The organism is Pseudoxanthomonas sp. 134C1 (genome assembly GCF_057773065.1).
In genome coordinates this window covers 196,077-211,755 of the sequence record NZ_JBYMTH010000007.1, presented here as the reverse complement: position 1 = coordinate 211,755, position 15,679 = coordinate 196,077, and the positions used below count along the sequence as shown (strand labels likewise).

12 protein-coding genes and 2 pseudogenes are annotated in these 15,679 nt (G+C 68.9%); 8 read left to right on the top strand and 6 right to left on the bottom strand.

The features are described 5' to 3' along the window. Positions 1-2: 2 nt before the first annotated feature. Positions 3-2,747: a protein kinase domain-containing protein gene (locus AC3DEZ_RS14485; RefSeq protein ID WP_488388844.1), complete on the top strand. Its 2,745-nt coding sequence runs from the start codon at positions 3-5 to the stop codon at positions 2,745-2,747. Between the two features lie 88 nt (positions 2,748-2,835). On the opposite strand, the pseudogene AC3DEZ_RS14480 reads toward AC3DEZ_RS14485, so the two are convergent. The 3 genes and pseudogenes from AC3DEZ_RS14480 to AC3DEZ_RS14470 all read right to left on the bottom strand — a co-directional run. After that, positions 2,836-3,258: pseudogene (locus tag AC3DEZ_RS14480) on the bottom strand (YadA C-terminal domain-containing protein); the annotation flags it as partial. A gap of 57 nt (positions 3,259-3,315) precedes the next feature. Further along, a pseudogene (locus AC3DEZ_RS14475) lies at positions 3,316-4,446 on the bottom strand (hypothetical protein); the annotation flags it as partial. A gap of 218 nt (positions 4,447-4,664) precedes the next feature. Further along, positions 4,665-6,848: a primosomal protein N' gene (locus AC3DEZ_RS14470; RefSeq protein WP_488388843.1), complete on the bottom strand. Its 2,184-nt coding sequence runs from the start codon at positions 6,846-6,848 to the stop codon at positions 4,665-4,667. A gap of 72 nt (positions 6,849-6,920) precedes the next feature. Between AC3DEZ_RS14470 and AC3DEZ_RS14465 the strand changes: the two genes are divergently transcribed. The 3 genes from AC3DEZ_RS14465 to AC3DEZ_RS14455 all read left to right on the top strand — a co-directional run bounded on the left by AC3DEZ_RS14465 (position 6,921) and on the right by AC3DEZ_RS14455 (position 8,907). Beyond that, a complete protein-coding gene (locus tag AC3DEZ_RS14465; RefSeq protein WP_488388842.1) occupies positions 6,921-7,100 on the top strand; it encodes a hypothetical protein in 180 nt (59 codons plus the stop codon). Positions 7,101-7,292: 192 nt separating this feature from the next. Further along, positions 7,293-8,318, top strand: coding sequence for a hypothetical protein (locus tag AC3DEZ_RS14460; RefSeq protein ID WP_488388841.1), 1,026 nt, complete (start codon positions 7,293-7,295; stop codon positions 8,316-8,318). Next, positions 8,302-8,907, top strand: coding sequence for a DUF3106 domain-containing protein (locus AC3DEZ_RS14455; RefSeq protein WP_488388840.1), 606 nt, complete (start codon positions 8,302-8,304; stop codon positions 8,905-8,907). Before AC3DEZ_RS14460 ends, AC3DEZ_RS14455 begins: the two co-directional genes overlap by 17 nt. An 18-nt stretch (positions 8,908-8,925) precedes the next feature. On the opposite strand, the gene AC3DEZ_RS14450 is transcribed toward AC3DEZ_RS14455, so the two are convergent. Next, the gene (locus tag AC3DEZ_RS14450; RefSeq protein WP_488388839.1) at positions 8,926-9,240 is read right to left on the bottom strand and encodes a DUF4286 family protein; all 315 of its coding nucleotides are present in this window, start codon (positions 9,238-9,240) and stop codon (positions 8,926-8,928) included. Further along, positions 9,237-10,442, bottom strand: a complete 1,206-nt coding sequence (locus AC3DEZ_RS14445; protein WP_488388838.1) for a DUF3667 domain-containing protein — start codon at positions 10,440-10,442, stop codon at positions 9,237-9,239. The genes AC3DEZ_RS14450 and AC3DEZ_RS14445 overlap by 4 nt, the downstream gene beginning before the upstream one ends. A gap of 99 nt (positions 10,443-10,541) precedes the next feature. Here AC3DEZ_RS14445 and AC3DEZ_RS14440 point away from each other — a divergent pair, with 99 nt between their 5' ends. Next, a complete protein-coding gene (locus tag AC3DEZ_RS14440; protein ID WP_488388837.1) occupies positions 10,542-11,909 on the top strand; it encodes an MATE family efflux transporter in 1,368 nt (455 codons plus the stop codon). 90 nt (positions 11,910-11,999) lie between these two features. Continuing rightward, positions 12,000-13,910 (top strand): signal peptide peptidase SppA, encoded by a 1,911-nt coding sequence (sppA, locus tag AC3DEZ_RS14435; RefSeq protein WP_488388836.1) that lies wholly within the window; start codon positions 12,000-12,002, stop codon positions 13,908-13,910. Positions 13,911-13,999: 89 nt separating this feature from the next. Here the strand turns inward: sppA and AC3DEZ_RS14430 are convergent, their stop codons facing one another. Continuing rightward, positions 14,000-14,224, bottom strand: a complete 225-nt coding sequence (locus tag AC3DEZ_RS14430) for a hypothetical protein (RefSeq protein ID WP_447103778.1) — start codon at positions 14,222-14,224, stop codon at positions 14,000-14,002. 57 nt (positions 14,225-14,281) lie between these two features. Between AC3DEZ_RS14430 and AC3DEZ_RS14425 the strand changes: the two genes are divergently transcribed. Together AC3DEZ_RS14425 and AC3DEZ_RS14420 are read left to right on the top strand one after the other, a co-directional pair. Beyond that, positions 14,282-15,058: an SDR family oxidoreductase gene (locus AC3DEZ_RS14425; protein ID WP_488388835.1), complete on the top strand. Its 777-nt coding sequence runs from the start codon at positions 14,282-14,284 to the stop codon at positions 15,056-15,058. Continuing rightward, positions 15,048-15,614 carry a hypothetical protein gene (locus AC3DEZ_RS14420; protein WP_488388834.1) on the top strand — a complete coding sequence of 189 codons (567 nt, stop codon included), beginning with the start codon at positions 15,048-15,050 and terminating at the stop codon, positions 15,612-15,614. Before AC3DEZ_RS14425 ends, AC3DEZ_RS14420 begins: the two co-directional genes overlap by 11 nt. Positions 15,615-15,679: the final 65 nt, after the last annotated feature.

The window sequence follows — 15,679 nt, the reverse complement described above, 5'->3', positions numbered from 1 at the left end:
CGATGGAATCCGTGCATTGGGAGTCGTTGCGGCACCTGTTCGAGTCCGTCTGCGATCTGCCGCCCTCGCGATGGCGGGAGGAACTGGAACGCGTCAGCGATGATCCGGCCCTGATCGAAGAGGCGATGGCGATGCTGCGGGCGCGCACCGCAAGTTTCGAACGTGCGCTGGAGCCGTTGCGTGATCTTCTGAACGCATCGCCGGAGCCCGAGCTCAACGTCGGGGATCGCATCGGTCCCTGGCGCTTGATGCGCCGGCTGGCCAGCGGCGGCATGGGTACGGTCTTCGTCGCCGAGCGGGACGATGAATCGTTCCGGCAATGCGTGGCGATCAAACTGCTGCGCAGCGCGGTGGCCGATCCCGCCCTGGTGCAGCGGCTCGTCGCGGAGCGGCAGATTCTGGCCGAGCTCCGGCACGCCAACATCGCGCGCCTGTATGACGGAGGCACCACGCCTGCGGGGCAGCCCTATCTGGTGATGGAGTACGTCGACGGCGTCGCGCTGGATGCGTATTGCGAGGTGCGCAAGCTGGATCTGGATGCGCGCATCACGCTGTTCCTGAAGGTCTGCGACGCGGTGCAGGCGGCGCACCGGCAACTGGTGATCCACTGCGACCTCAAGCCCGGCAATGTGCTGATCCGCGCGGATGGTGAGCCGGTGCTGCTGGACTTCGGTATCGCGCAATGGATGGGTTCGGCCGACGGTGACGATGCGGCGGGGTTCTGCACGCCGGCCTACGCCAGTCCGGAACTGCGCAGCGGCGGCGCATCCGTGAACACCGCCAGTGATGTCTTCAGCCTCGGCGTGTTGCTGGCGGAACTGCTGTCGGGCAGACGGATCGAGCGTGGACTCCATGATGCCTTCCAGCCCATCGCAATGCCCAGTGAAGTCGCAGCGCCGGATTGCGCCTGGCGCCATCGGTTGCGCGGCGATCTCGACGCCATCGTGGCACGCGCCTGCGCGATCGATCCGGCGCGGCGCTACCCGTCGGTGGAAGCATTGGCCGGCGACCTCCAGCGCCACCGCAGCCACCATCCGGTCTCCGCACGCGCCGCGACGTTTCCCTATCGCCTGCGCTGCTGGGGGCGGCGTCACTGGCGCGCGATCGCGCTGGCTGGTACGGCGTCGCTCGCCGCACTGCTGTTCGTCGCCCGCCTGGACGTGGAGCGTGATCGCGCGGAACGCGAAGCCGCCACCACCGAGCAGATCAGCGATTTCCTGGTGGATACGTTCAATGCCGCGGATCCGCGCATGCGTGGCGCGAAGGGCACCGAAGAGCCGACCGCCCGCGATGTGCTGGATGTGGGTGTCGCCAAGGTGGACGCCGAACTGGCGCAGAGCCCCGCGGTGCTGGCGCGCATGCGCCTGGTGCTGGGCCGCGCCTACGCAAACCTGGGCGAGCGCAAGCGCGCCGAAGCCATGCTCCGGCAAGCCGGCGATGCCTTGCAGCAGCCTTCGCTGGGCCGGCCCGACCTGGCGGCCCAGGCCTACAGCCACCTGTCCACGCTGATGAGCAACCAGATGCGCGCCGACGACGCGCTGCTGGCCGCCGAGCGCGCGCTGGCATTGCGGATGGCGCACGACCGCACGCCGGCGGCGCTCGCCGATTCCTACAACGTGCTGGGCCTGGCGAAGAAGACGGCGGTGGACTTCGCCGGCTCGCAGGCGGCCTATGCGCAGGCGTTGAAACTGCATCTGCAGGTGTATGGAGCGGATTCGCTGGAGACCGCGGGTGTGCTGCACAACATGGCGCTGCTGTACCGCACGGAAGGCGATGTCGAAGCCGCCGAATCCCACTATCGCCGCGCGCTGGCGATCAAGACGCGGCAGGCGCCGCGCAGCGTGACCCTGCACAACAGCCGGCAAGGGCTGGCGATGGTGCTCGCGTCACGGGGACGTTTCACCGAAGCGGCGCAGCTGCTGCGCGAGAACGTGGCGCTGGCCGAGGCGTTGATGGGCCGCGAGAGCGAACGCGCGGCCGATACCGAGATGAAACTGGCGATGGTGCTGCAGCAGTCCGGCGACTATCTGGCGGCCGGCAATCACTATCGCGAGGCGCTGGGCATCACCGAACGGGTCCTTGGCCGCGACAGCATCGACTATGCGGTGGTGGCCAGCCAGTTGGCCACGCTGGAAGAACAGCGTGGCGATCTGGCCGCCGCCGAGCCGCTGTACCGCATCGCCACCGAGATACGCCGAGCGCGCCGGCCACCCGGCGATCGCACGCGGGTCCGCAACGAGGTCTATTGGGCGCGCGTGCTGGCGCGGATGGGGCGAATGACGGAGGCCGGCGCATTGATGGAAAGCGCGCTGCCCGTCTGGCGTGGATTCTTCACCGGCGACGACGATTCGCCGGAACGAATCAATACGCAGCTGGTACAGGCCGAGTGGCTGCTCCGCAAGGGGCTGTGGGATGAAGCGCGTGCGTCATTGCCGGAAGTGCCGGCCGACAATCCGGGCGCCGCGCTGGAACGACAATCGCTGCTGGCGGAGATCGCCAGCCGTCGAGGCGCTCCGGGGGCCGTCGCGGAGTGGAAGCGCGCGGTGGCGATGTCGGCCGGCTTCACCGGCGCGGACAGCGCGGTGACCGCGCAATTGCGCGTGCCGTACGCGGAAGCATTGCTGGTTGCCGGTGACAGTGCCAATGCGCGACGCGAACTGGCCAGCGCCGAGGCGCCGCTGCGGCGCCAGCTCAGTCCGCACGCCCAGGAACTGCAACGGATGGAAGCGGCGCGGGCGCGATTGTGACGCGCCCGCATCCGCGATGGCTCCGGGTTGCCGTCCCGGAAACCATCGCGGGCGGCGCGATGCGTGGCACGCGCCGCCCGCATGGCGATCAGAGATCGACGCCGAAACCGATGCCGGCCGATTTCTCGCTGCCGCTGAAAGCACCGCCCAATGAGAACGACGCGCGCTGGCCGATGCGGCGGCCGTAACCAATCGAGAGGGCCTGCTCACCACCCTGGAAGCCGGCACCGACGGCGACGCGTCCGCGCGGACTCTGCGAACCGGCGGCATTGATCGCCATGTTGAGCATGGCGGAACTCATCGCGCCCTGGCGATCGATGCGGCGGTCCTGTTGTTGCAGCCTGCGGTCGAAGTTTTCGAAACGGTCGTTGATCGTGCCCGCATCGAAGCCCACCAATTGCGCGATCCGGCTGTCGGTATAGGCATTGGCGGCCGACAGCGTTTCGGTGTCGCCGGCTTCCATGTCGTCGCGGATGGCGGCTTCGCGGTTGTCGGTGTATGCGTTGGCGGCGGTGCCGCCGGTCGCGACCGCGGTGTCGGTATAGGCGTTCGCTGTCGCCAGGGTCGCCTGCAGCTGCGACAGATTGACGGCGTCGGTGGCGCCGGTGCCGGCGGCCACGTTGACGATACGCCGTTCACTGCCGGCGCTGCCGATCGACACGGTGTTGGCCTGGTCCGCGATCGAGCCGAAACCCAGCGCAACGGCATTGTCGCCCTGGGTGGTGACCATGCTGTGCGCGCCCAGCGCGGTGCCGTGGGTGGCATGGATCGCCGATGCGGCGCCGAAAGCGCTGGTCGATTCGGCATTCGCCTTGGCGCCCGCGCCGAACGCGCTGCTGTCGAGCGCGGCCGCCTCCGTGGATTCATCCGCCTGGCGGATGCCGTCGCCGTTGACGTCCCGCCACCCGCCCACGGCGGTGCCGTTCTCGCCTCCGGCATCGCTGTTCTGGCCGATTGCAATCGCGCCGCGGCCCGTGGCCGATGCGTCGTGGCCAAGGGCGGCGCTGCCAGCCCCTCCGGCCCGGCTGGAATAGCCCACCGCGGTGCTGTCGGCGCCATCGGCGTGACTATGTCCGCCCAGCGCGGTGCTGTCTTCGCCGGCCGATTCCGCATAGCGGCCCATGGCCGTGCTGCCGTTGCCGGAGGACAGGCTGGAATAGCCCACCGCGATGCTGTAGTCGCCGGTCGCCACGCCCATCACGCCGATGCCGGCCTCGCCCGAGGCGTCGCCGGCGATGGCGATGCTGGCCCAGCCGGAGGCGTTGGCGTTGCCACCCAGCGCGGTGGCGAAATCGCTGGTCGCCTGGGCGGCCGCACCCACGGCGGTGGTGCGCTGGGCACTGGCGATGGTGATTTCATCCAGCCCCACCAGGCCGTCATTGTTGAGGTCGCGCCAGCTGCCCATCGCGGTGCTGCCGTTGCCCGTGGCCAGGGCGCTCGTGCCCAGCGCGGTACTCTCGAACGTGGCCACGCTGCTGGCGCCGAGCGCGACGCCGCCCGCGGAAGCGCTGGCGTTGGTACCGCAGGCCAGCGAATTGCTGCCGAATGCGTTGGCGCCTGCGCCATCCTCGCCGGCGGTGGCCAGATCGCAGACGTCGCCAGCCCATGCCGGGGCCGCGATCAGCAAGGACAGGGCCAGCGCCAGGCGGCGAAGGCGCGGGCGGGTGGATGAAGCGGAAACAACTTGTCGGGTGTACATGAACGCATCTCCATGGAGGGGTGGGAAAGCCGCGCGCCCGGGGTTTTCCGGGCGTGTCTGGTTCCCAAACCGCGTTCCGCGGCAGGCGAGCGTCATTTTTTTTGCGAGATTGGCGACGGGCACCCCTGAACCGGCCGACCCGCGCCTCGCTGGGCAGATGGCGGTGGCGTGCGGAAAGACTGCTTCGGGGCCGGGCGCCGGCGACGCGGCCTGTCGGCTCAGTAGAGGTCCAGCGGATCCACGTCCAGCGACCAGCGCACCCGGCGCGCTTCCGGCAATGAGTACAGCTGTGGAATGGCGACATCGAGCAGGCGGTGCAGCGGACGCCGCTCGAGCGAGGACACCACCAGTTGCACGCGGTGATAGCCGGCGCGGCGCGGCATCGGCGCGGGCAAAGGGCCGTGCAGTTCCAGTGCCGGGTCCTGTTCGCGCAACACCTGCCGCGCCGCGAGCAGGAAAGACTGCGCCGCATCGACCTGCTGGGCCTCCGCGCGCAGCAGGGCGAGATGGGCGAACGGGGGGAAGCCGGCCGCCTCGCGCTGCGCCAGTTCGGCCTCGGCGAAGGCGTGGTAGCCGCCCTGGATCAGCGTGTTGAGCAACGGATGATCCGGGTGATGGGTCTGCAGCCAGACTTCGCCGGGCTTGTCGGCGCGACCGGCGCGGCCGGCGACCTGGATCAACTGCTGGGCCAGTCGTTCCCCCGCGCGGAAGTCGGCGGAGAACAGGCCTTCATCGATGCCCACCACCGCGACCAGGGTCAGGTGCGGCAGGTCGTGGCCCTTGGCGAGGATCTGGGTGCCGACCAGGATGCCCGGCTTCTCGCCGAGCGTGTCCAGGTGCCGGGCGAGGGCGTCGCGGCGCTGGGTGGTGCTGCGATCGATGCGCAGCACGGGTACATCGGCGAAGGCCGCGCTCAGATGTTCTTCCAGGCGCTCGGTGCCGATGCCCTGCGGCTGCAACGCCAGTCCGCCACAATCCGGACAGGCCAGCGGCGCCGGCTGGCGCGCGCCGCAGTGGTGGCATTGCAGGCGGCGGCCGCCGGCATGCACCGTCATCGGGGTGTCGCAACGCCTGCAGTGCGCGCTCCAGCCGCAGTCGTGGCACAGCAACACCGGCGCATAGCCGCGCCGGTTCTTGAACACCAGCACCTGTCCACCGGCATCCAGCGACTGGCGGATCGCCTGTTGGAGTTCGCGCGAAAGACCGGCGTCCAGCGGTCGCTTGCGGACATCCAGCACGCGCACGCGCGGCGGTTGCGCCACGCCGGCGCGGCGACGCAGGCGCAGATGGCCATAGCGACCGCTGCGCGCGTTGTGCAGGGTTTCCAGCGAGGGCGTGGCGCTACCGAGGATGATCGGCACGTCCAGCGCCTTGGCCCGCACCAGGGCGAAATCGCGGGCGTGGTAGCGGATGCCGTCCTGCTGCTTGTAGCTGCCGTCGTGCTCTTCATCGACGATGATCAGGCCGGCCTCGGGCAGCGGCGTGAACACCGCCGAACGGGTGCCCACGATCACCCGGGCTTCACCGCGCGCGCAGGCGCCCCAGGTGCGCGCGCGCTCGTTGTCATTGAGGCCGGAGTGCAGCGCGTGGGCGGGAACGCCCAGGCGGGCGCGGAAGCGCGCCAGCGTCTGCGGTGTCAGGCCGATTTCGGGAACCAGCACCAGCGCCTGCCGCCCGCGCGCCAGGCAATCGGCGATGGCGCCCAGATAGACCTCGGTCTTGCCGCTGCCGGTGACGCCATCGAGCAGGAACGGCGCGAAGCCGCGGGCACCGGCCAGCGCATCGGCGGCGTGCCGTTGTTCCTCGTTGAGTTCCGGCCCCGGACGCGGCGTGGCTTCCACGACCCCCGGCGGCGCCGGGATCCGTTCGGCCAGTTGCCGCGCCGCCAGCGCGCGCGCCGCTTCCCGCCAGCGCTCCATGCGGACCGCGAGCTGGTCTTCGGACTGGGGGCCGGCCGACAGGTACTCCGCCAGTTGCCGGGGCCGGCTGCCGGCGCGCAGCTGCGACAGGCCGGCGAGACCGGCTTCGGTCAGTTGCCATTGCCAAGCCTGTTCCGCATCGGGCACCGGTTCTCCCTGGCGCAACGGCGCGGGCAGCGCGGTGGCGAAGGTGTCGCCCAGGGGCGCGTGGGTGTAGCGGGCCAGCCAGCGCAGGGACTCCAGCAGTTCGCCGTGCAGCAGCGGGGAGGCGTCCAGCCATTCCCGGGCGGCCTTCAACTCGACCGCCTCCTCGCCGGCACCCGTTTCGGCCACCCAGCCCACCAGTTCGCGGCCCCCGAACGGCACGCGCACGCGCCGGCCCACGTCGCCGGCCGAGACCACCGAGCCCGCGGGAGGGTGGTAATCGAACAGGCGGAGCAGGGGTACGGGCAGGGCGACGCGAAGGACGGCAGGTGGCGACATCGGCTCCAGTTTAGCGAGCCGGTCAAGCCGTGCGGGCAGGTACCGGGGTTGCGGGATCAATCTGTCAAAAAAATGACGAAGATCACGCAAGTGCAGGTGAGCAAAAGAGATTCCGGTTTATCCACAAAAGTTGTGGATAAATCTGTGCATGTCGCCATTGCTCCACGCGCCGATGACCCATTTTCGGGCCTCGCGTGGTGGTTGGTGAAAAAAACGCCAAAACAATATTTTTATTTAAAATCAAATGGTTAATTGTGAAACCAAGCTGAAATGTGACGGCGGGCCACCCGGGCCGGAACGATCGTGACAGCCGCGTGACCGCTGTGCACAACGTAAATCGGCGAAAGCCTTGTGCCACTTGGGAGAGCAGGATTCCAAGCAGTGTCAAGCGCTGGGAATCACCTTTGCGACCGCTATGATTCGTGCCGATGAGCCCGCGCTTCCATGACTGATCCGTCGCCGTCCGCGCCCCCGGCGCCGCCTGCCCTGACCGCTTTCCTGCGCGGCGTCGAGCGCCGCGGCGCCCTGTTCGCGCAATTGCAGTGTGGCGATGCGGAACATGGCGATGTCGCCCTGGCGACCGCGATGCGGGCCTTCTCGGAGCAGGCGCCCGGCCTGCCGATGGCGGACTGGCCGCGGAGTTTCTGGCAGCGGCTGATGGCATCGCCGGCGCTGCACCGCTCCCCGGCCGCCGCGCGCTGGCCGGTATCGGTGGCCCATCTGGGAACGCTTGCACCGGATGACCGGCGGGCGCTCCTGAGCCGTTTGGCGGCCGGGCTGCCGGAGGATGAAGCGGTCGAGGTCCTGGGAATCGACCTGACGCACTATCGGGCGGCGCTGGCCGCGGCCTGTCCGCAGGATGCCGCGGGCCAGCCCGACGCCGTCGGCTGGCGGGCGCTGGCCGACGCGATCCAGCAGCAGATGCGGGACCTGCCACCGGATCGGATGGCGCGGCTGGCACGCCTGCGCGAGCGTGCGCTGCAGCCGGAACCAACACCCCCGCGCGCGGCGCGCGGCAAACCCGCGCCGGTATCGAGCGAACGCGCGCCGCGTCCTCGGGCCGTCCCGGGGCGCTGGCGGCGCTGGGGAGTGGTGGCCATCGTGCTGGTCTGCGCGGGTGGACTGGCGGCGACGTTCCTGGCCCCGCCCGGATGGCTCGGGCGGATGGGTGGTTCGCTGGAGCAGGTGGAAGAGGCAGGACTGAGCCTGGCCGAAGAGCCGGACATCCGCAGCGAAGCCCTGGGGCCTGCCGACCCGCCGGCGGTCGCGGTGGTGGCGGAGGACGCGCTGCCGCTGCATCCGGATCTGGATCTGCTGCTGGATCCGGAAAGCGAATCACTGTCGGGCGACGCGGCCTTCCTGGCCTGGTACCTGGCGGGTCGCAGCCAGCCGTCGCCGGCGGACCCGGCCACCGCCGCATCCGCCGACGCGGCGGCCACCGGGGAGGAAGGCCGTGACGCGACGTTCTGAATGCCTGGCGCTGGTCCTGGCCGTGTTCGCCGTCTGTGCGGCCTGGTGGGCCCGCGCCCTGCCGTCCGGGGTGGAAACCCTGCTGGCGGACAGTCGCGCGCGCTGGTCCGCGCTTTCCGAACCACAGCGTGCGCAGGTTGCCGCGCGTGCGCGTGCCTGGGATGCGTTGGCGTCGACGGAACGGATGCGCCAACGAAGCCTGTATCAGTCCTGGCGCGCGCTGGAAGAAAGCCAGCGCGTGCAACTGCGCGCCGCCGCGCAGGCGTTCGCCGCCCTGCCGCCGGAAGAGCAGGCACGCCTGCGCACGCTGTACGGCCAGCAGGATGTCTCGCAGCAGCATGGCTGGGAGTTGGGTCCCGAACTGGGAGCGGACTGGCCGCGCCTGCAGCCGTTGTTCGCCTATGTGCCCGCGGACGAACGCGCGATGCTGCTTGCCTTCTTGCGGCAATCGGATGCGAAACAGCGCGATGATCTCGCGGCGCTGGCGCAGCGCATTCCACCGCAGGAGCGCGCCGCGTTCCGGCAGGCCTTGCTGAAAGTGGAGCCTGCGCGCCGGGGCGATTGGCTGCACCAGCGGCGCAGCCAGTAGCCGGCGGAACGGCGTGGCTCAGTAGCGCGCCGCGCTCGCGAGAATCCGCCGGCTGGCGCGAACCTGATCACCGAAGCGGGCGATGCCTTCTGCGCGCATGTGCGGCGCGTGATCGCGCAGATAGGCATCGAGCGCGGCGCGATCGGCCAAGCGGTAGCGAACGCAGCGCGATACCCATCCGGGTTCGGCGGGTGGCTCCAGTCCGTCCAGGATTTCCGCTTCCAGGAACCCCGCGAAGCCCAGCATCTCGCGCACATGCGTGTCCAGCCAGCGCGCATGCGTTTCGGCGATATCCGGACCGATGGCGAGATCGACCTCGTAGATGATGGTCATGCGTTGATGAAGCTGGTGAAGAGGACGAACATCGCCGCGAAGCTCACCAGAAACAGATAGACCATGCCGACAGCCAGATACTTCAGCACGGTCAGCCACCACGCCTGGCCATAGACCCGCTTCTGCATCAGCAGCAGGTAGATCGGCATCCACCACCAGAGCACGAACTGCAGCAGCCCGGTGATGCTGGTGAACCATGCGGCGTGCGGCGTGATCCATTCGTCCAGCGCCATCAGCAGGAAGATGCCGAGCAGCGCCAGGCACAGCCATGCATGGCTGTACAGGGCGACGACCAGGTGCTCCAGGTACAGCCGACCCGAACCCAGGTAGGCAATCTTGAGGAACACCGCGAAGACGGGAACCATGAAGAACAGCGCGGTGGGAATGGCTTTGAGGCCGGCGTTCTTGAACAGCTCCGGATCCTTCTGGAAGCGCACCCAGTTTTCTTCCGCGCGCTGCGCCTTCTTCTTCAGCCAGCGGTTGAGGAATCCCTCGGGTTCGGCCTGCGCGTCCCCGGTCCTGTCCGCGGTTGCGGACGAGGCGGAGGACCCGGGTGTGAGCGTGCTGTCAGGCGGAAGGGGGGACGGCGCTTCGGCGGCCTCCGGCGCCGCCCCGGCGATCGGGCCGGTGGATTCCAGGGGCTGCTGCAGCGACGGGTGCTTCGGATCCAGTTGGGCGATGCGCTCCCGCGCCTGTTTGCGCAGCGCCTTGATGCTGCGATCGAAACCGACGCTGGCGCCCGGGATGTTGCCGACCGCCGCCTTGCCTTCGATCAGGCCGCGGATGGCATCGTCGCGCTGGCGCTCCACTTCGGCGACGGTCGTCGCCTCCTCGAAATTGCCCTTCACCACGGCTTCGGACGAGGGCTCGCCGATATGCACGGCGAACTGGGCGATGAAGAACGTCAGCACGCTGACGATGACGAACAGCCGCAGCGGCGCGACGTAGGGTGCGCGATGGCCGGCCAGGTAGGCGTTGGCCAGGCGGCCCGGCGAGCACAGCGTGCGCAGGGTGCGGAAGATGCGCCCGTCCAGGTGCCAGAACGACTCGAAGACTTCCTCGATCGCGTGTCCGGCATGGCGCAACGGATTGTGCGAGGACTGACCGCAGTGATGGCAGAACTCGCCCTGCAATGGCGTGGCGCAGTTCTCGCACCCGGCGGGCGCATGGTCGTGCGGCAGTACGTCGGTCTGGCTGCTCATCTGCGGTTGTGCTTCCCCTGGCGCGAGCGGGTAAGATACCGGCCTCCCGTGACCCGGTGCCAGCGCGCGACCGCGCGACCGTAGTCCGGCGGTCTCCCCATGTCTTCCATCGTCTCCCATTCGCCGCGTTTCGGCGATGAGGTCCGCGCTTCCGCGAAACTTGCCCTGCCGCTGGTGCTGGGCCATGTCTCCACCGGTCTCATCGGCTTCGTCGACAATGTCATCGCCGGACACCACAGCACCCAGACCCTGGCCTCGGTCACGGTCGGCACCGCCCTGCTGTGGCTGCCGATGATGGTGCCGATCGGCACGCTCATCTCGCTCACCGCTTCGGTCTCGCAGCTGGACGGCGCCAATCGCCGCGACGAGATCGGACCGCTGTTCCGCCAGGCGCTGTGGCTGTCGCTGGGTCTGGGCGTGCTGATGTTCGGCTTCCTGACCGTGGCGCCCTATGCGCTGGGCGCGTTCGGCATCGCCCCCGACATCATTCCCGGCGCGACCGGTTTCCTGCATGCGATCCGCTGGGGCGTGCCGGCGCTGACCTTCTATTTCTGCATGCGCTACCTGAGCGAGGGCATGCACTGGACCCTGCCGACGATGCTGCTGGGATTCGGCGGCCTGCTGGTGCTGGCACCGCTCGGTTACGTGCTGACCTTCGGCAAGTTCGGCCTGCCGGAGATGGGCGCGGCCGGCCTGGGCACGGCTTCGGCGATCACCATGTGGGTGCAGGCGACCTGCTTCGCGCTGTATCTGTGGCATTCGCGCCGCTTCGCTCACCTCAAGCTCTTCAGCCACTTCGAGCCGCCGCGCGGGGAGGCGATCGGACAACTGCTCCGCACCGGCCTGCCGATCGGCATCACGGTGCTGATGGAGGGCAGCCTGTTCATCGTGACCGCGCTGCTGATCGCGCGGCTGGGCGCGGTGTCGGCCGCCGCGCACCAGATCGCCATCAACGTCGCCGCGCTGTGCTTCATGGTGCCGATGGGCGTCGCCGAAGCCACCACCGTGCGCGTGGGCCATGCGCTGGGCTCCGGCGACCCGGCAGGTGTCCGTCGGGCGGCCCATGCGGGCTACGCCATCGTTCTGTGCACCCAGGCCATGTCGGCGCTGGTGCTGCTGTTCGGGCATGACGCGGTGGTGTCCCTGTACACCCAGGATATGGCGGTGGCGGCGCTGGCGGGCACCTTGCTGCTGTATGCCGCGGCGTTCCAGTTCCCCGACGGCATCCAGGTGCTGTCGGCCGGCGCGCTGCGCGGGCTGAAAGACACCCGGGCGCCGATGTGGCTGGCGATGGTCTCCTACTGGGGCCTGGGCATGCCGCTCGGGGCCGGTTTCGGGCTGGGCCTGGGCTGGGGACCGCAGGGCATGTGGCTGGGCCTGATCATGGGCCTCACCGCCGCCGCGGTCAGCCTGGGCTGGCGCTTCAACCGCAGCAGCCAGCGCCTGCTGGCCGCTGCTGCGCCCTGACTGACATTGGCGCACGGTGACTAAAGGGGCATGCCGCCCCCGGGGTCGAACCGTTAAGCTGGCCCCAGGAATACCGGAGTCTCCGTCCCCATGAACCAACCGCCTCCCATCCGCGGACCCGTCGCCACTTTCTTCGTGGGCGCCTGGAACGTGGTGAATTTCGCCCGCAAGCTGTTCCTGAACGTGCTGTTCTTCGGGTTCCTGCTGTTCCTGATCATGTTCATGATCCTGCTCGCCGGAATCAGTTCGAGCAGCGCGGTCAAGCCGGTCATCGATCGCACCACGCTGGTGATCGCGCCGGAAGGGCGCCTGGTGGAGCAATACAGCACCGATCCGGCGACCCGCGCGCTGGCCAAACTGCTCAATGACAAGGACGCCGAGGAAATCCAGCTGCGCGATCTCGTGCGCGCGATTGATGCGGCGCGCGAGGACAAGAAGATCGAGCGGATGATGCTGCGTGTCGATCGGCTGCAGCCGACCGGCTACGCCTCGCTGCGCGAAGTCGCCGCCGCGCTGGAGCGCTTCCGCGCCTCGGGCAAGCAGATCGTGGCATTCGGCGAGAACCTGGGCCAGCACCAGTACCTGCTGGCCGCGCAGGCCAACGAGGTCTATCTGGATCCGATGGGTGGCCTGCTGCTGGAAGGCCTGGGTCGCTATCGGCAGTACTTCCGCCAGGCCCTGCAGGAAAAGCTGGGCGTGGACGTGCACGTGTTCCGGGTGGGCGAATTCAAGTCCGCGGTCGAACCCTATGTGCTGGACGCCGCCTCGGCGGAAGCCAAGGAAGCCGATCTGTTCTGGATGAACGATGTGTGGCAGCGCTACCTGGGCGACGTCGCCAAAGCCCGCAAGCTGACCCCGCAGCAACTCGCCGCCGGCATCGACACGCTGCCGGAGGGCATCGCCGCCACCGGCGGCGATCTGGCCAAGTTCGCCCTGCAGCAGAAGCTGGTGGACGGCTTGAAGACCCGCGAGGACGTGGAGAACCTGTTGATCGAACGCGGCGTGGCCGACGAGGATTCGGACACCGGTTTCCGCCAGGTCACCCTCGACGGTTATCTGGCCCACCTGGACGCGCAGCGCGCGACCACGCTGGACAAGCGCGCGCAGATCGCGGTGGTGGTGGCCGAAGGTGAAATCACCGATGGCGAGCAGCCGGCCGGTCGCATTGGCGGCGAATCGACCTCGGCGTTGCTGCGCGAGGCGCGCGACGACGAGGACGTGAAGGCGGTGGTGCTGCGCGTGGATTCCCCGGGCGGCGGCGTGTTCGCGTCGGAGCAGATCCGCCGCGAAGTGGCCGCGCTGAAGGCTGCCGGCAAGCCGGTGGTCGTATCGATGGGCGATCTGGCCGCCTCCGGTGGCTACTGGATCTCGATGAACGCCGATCGCATCTACGCCGATCCGTCGACCATCACCGGTTCGATCGGGATCTTCGGCATGATTCCGACCGTGCCGCGCACGCTGGAGAAGATCGGCGTGCACACCGACGGCGTGGGCACCACGCGCTTCGCCGGCGCGTTCGATATCACCCGTCCGCTGGATCCGGCGGTCGGCCAGGTGATCCAGTCGATCATCAACAAGGGCTACGCGGACTTCACCGGCAAGGTCGCCGACGCGCGCAAGAAGCCGGTCGAAGCGGTGGACGAAGTCGCGCGCGGCCGCGTCTGGAGCGGCGCGCAGGCGAAGGAGCGCGGCCTGGTCGATGAACTCGGTGGCATGCAGGCGGCGACCGATCATGCCGCGCAGCTGGCCAAGCTGGGCGGCGCCGACAAGTACCGCGTGCGCTACATCGAGCAGAACGCTTCGCCGTTCGCCCAGTTCATGGGTCGGATGGCCGGATCGCGGATTGGCGCGCTGTGGCTCAAGGATTCCGACGTTGCCCGTGCGATGCTGGCGCAGCGTCTGCCGGAAGCCGATACCCAGCTGCGCTTCGTGGAAGAAGCCCTGCAGGATCGCCAGGGCACGCCGGTCAAGGCGCTGGCCTATTGCTTCTGCGGTTTCTGAGCCGGCGCTTCCGTCTCGGCCGGACAGAACGAAAAAGCCCTCCGCAAGGAGGGCTTTTTTTTGCCGGGTTGCCCGCCCCCGGGGCGGGACTACTGCCGTTCGGCCGCGTCGATGGCGGCGCGGGTGTCCTCGGCGGCCTTGCGGGTGGTTTCCTCGACCGACCGGGCCTTGTCCTGCGGTGCCCGGATGGCGTCGCGCAGCTCGGTGGCGCGCGCGGCCTGCGGCTCCGGCGGGCGTTCCGTCGGCGGTGGCGCGGGTCGGCACGCGTACAGCGGCAGCAACAGCAGCAGGCAGGTGATCGGACGCCTTTTCATGCGATGCCCCTCCGGAATGGCTGGCGGTATGCTAACCCCATTCTGACGGAGCGACGCATGGCATCCCATCGGTGGCGACTGGACGGGCAGACCGCATTGATCACCGGCGCGAGCGCCGGCATCGGCCTGGCGATCGCGCGCGAGCTGCTCGGGTTCGGTGCGGATGTGATGCTGGTGGCGCGTGACGAGGATCTGCTGGATGCCGCGCGCGAGGATCTGGGGGAGGAATTCCCCGAACGCGAAGTGGCGACGATGGCCGCCGACGTGGCCGATGACGAGGACCGGCGCGCGATCCTCGACTGGGTGGAAGATCATGCCGATGGCCTCAACCTGCTGATCAACAACGCCGGCGGCAATGTCACCAAGGCCGCGGTGGACTACACCGAGGATGAGTGGCGCGGGATTTTCGAGACCAACCTGTTCTCCGCGTTTGAACTGTCGCGCTACGCACACCCGCTGCTGACCCGGCACGCCAGTTCCGCCATCGTCAACGTAGGCAGCGTGTCCGGCATCACCGCGGTGCGCAGCGGCGCGCCTTACGGCATGACCAAGGCCGCACTGCACCAGATGACCCGCAACCTCGCCGCCGAGTGGGCCGAGGATGGCGTGCGGGTGAACGCGGTGGCGCCCTGGTACATCCGCACACGCCGGACATCCGGTCCGCTGTCGGATGCGGATTACTACGAGGAAGTGATCGCGCGCACGCCGATGCGCCGGATTGGCGAACCGGAGGAAGTGGCCGCGGCGGTGGGCTTCCTGTGCCTGCCGGCGGCGAGCTATGTCACCGGGGAATGCATCGCGGTGGACGGTGGATTCCTGCGCTATGGATTCTGATCCCGCTCCCGCACCGAAACGGCTGCCGCTGGTCAAGCTCGTGTTGGCGGCAGGCGTGGGCTGGGCGCTGTGGCACGCATTCCAGGTCGCGCCGCAGGGGCGCGGCATCTTCGGTGAAATCGCCCTGTTCGGCCTGTGGGGCGCGATGGTCGCGGTGGCACTGTTCCTGATCGCGGTGTTCTTCTACTGCCGTGATCTCGGGCGCACGCTGGCAGCGGTTTCGCCCGCGGCGCGAGCGGCGTCACCCGCTTCGGTGTGGTGGATGTTCGCGCTGCCGTACAACTTCATCGAGGATTTTTTCATCATCCGCAACGTGTCGGTCAGCCTGCGTGCGGAAGCGCGGCGCAATCGCGCGCTGGGCGGATGGCGCCACTTTGGCGAATGGTCCGGGTTGGGCTGGTGCGGCGCGCAAATCGTCTCGCTGGTGCCGAATCTGCTGGGTTCTGCGGCGGGCCTGGTCGCGCTGGTGTTGTGGTTGATCCACTGGCGATTGATCCGGCGCGCCTTGATGGCGCTGCGCAACGCGCCGGCCGTGGCGATCCGGCCCGCGGCATGATCCACGCCAGCGCCGCCGCCGCTGGCTTGGCGAAGCAGGGGTGACGGAGGCGGTTGAGTCCTTGC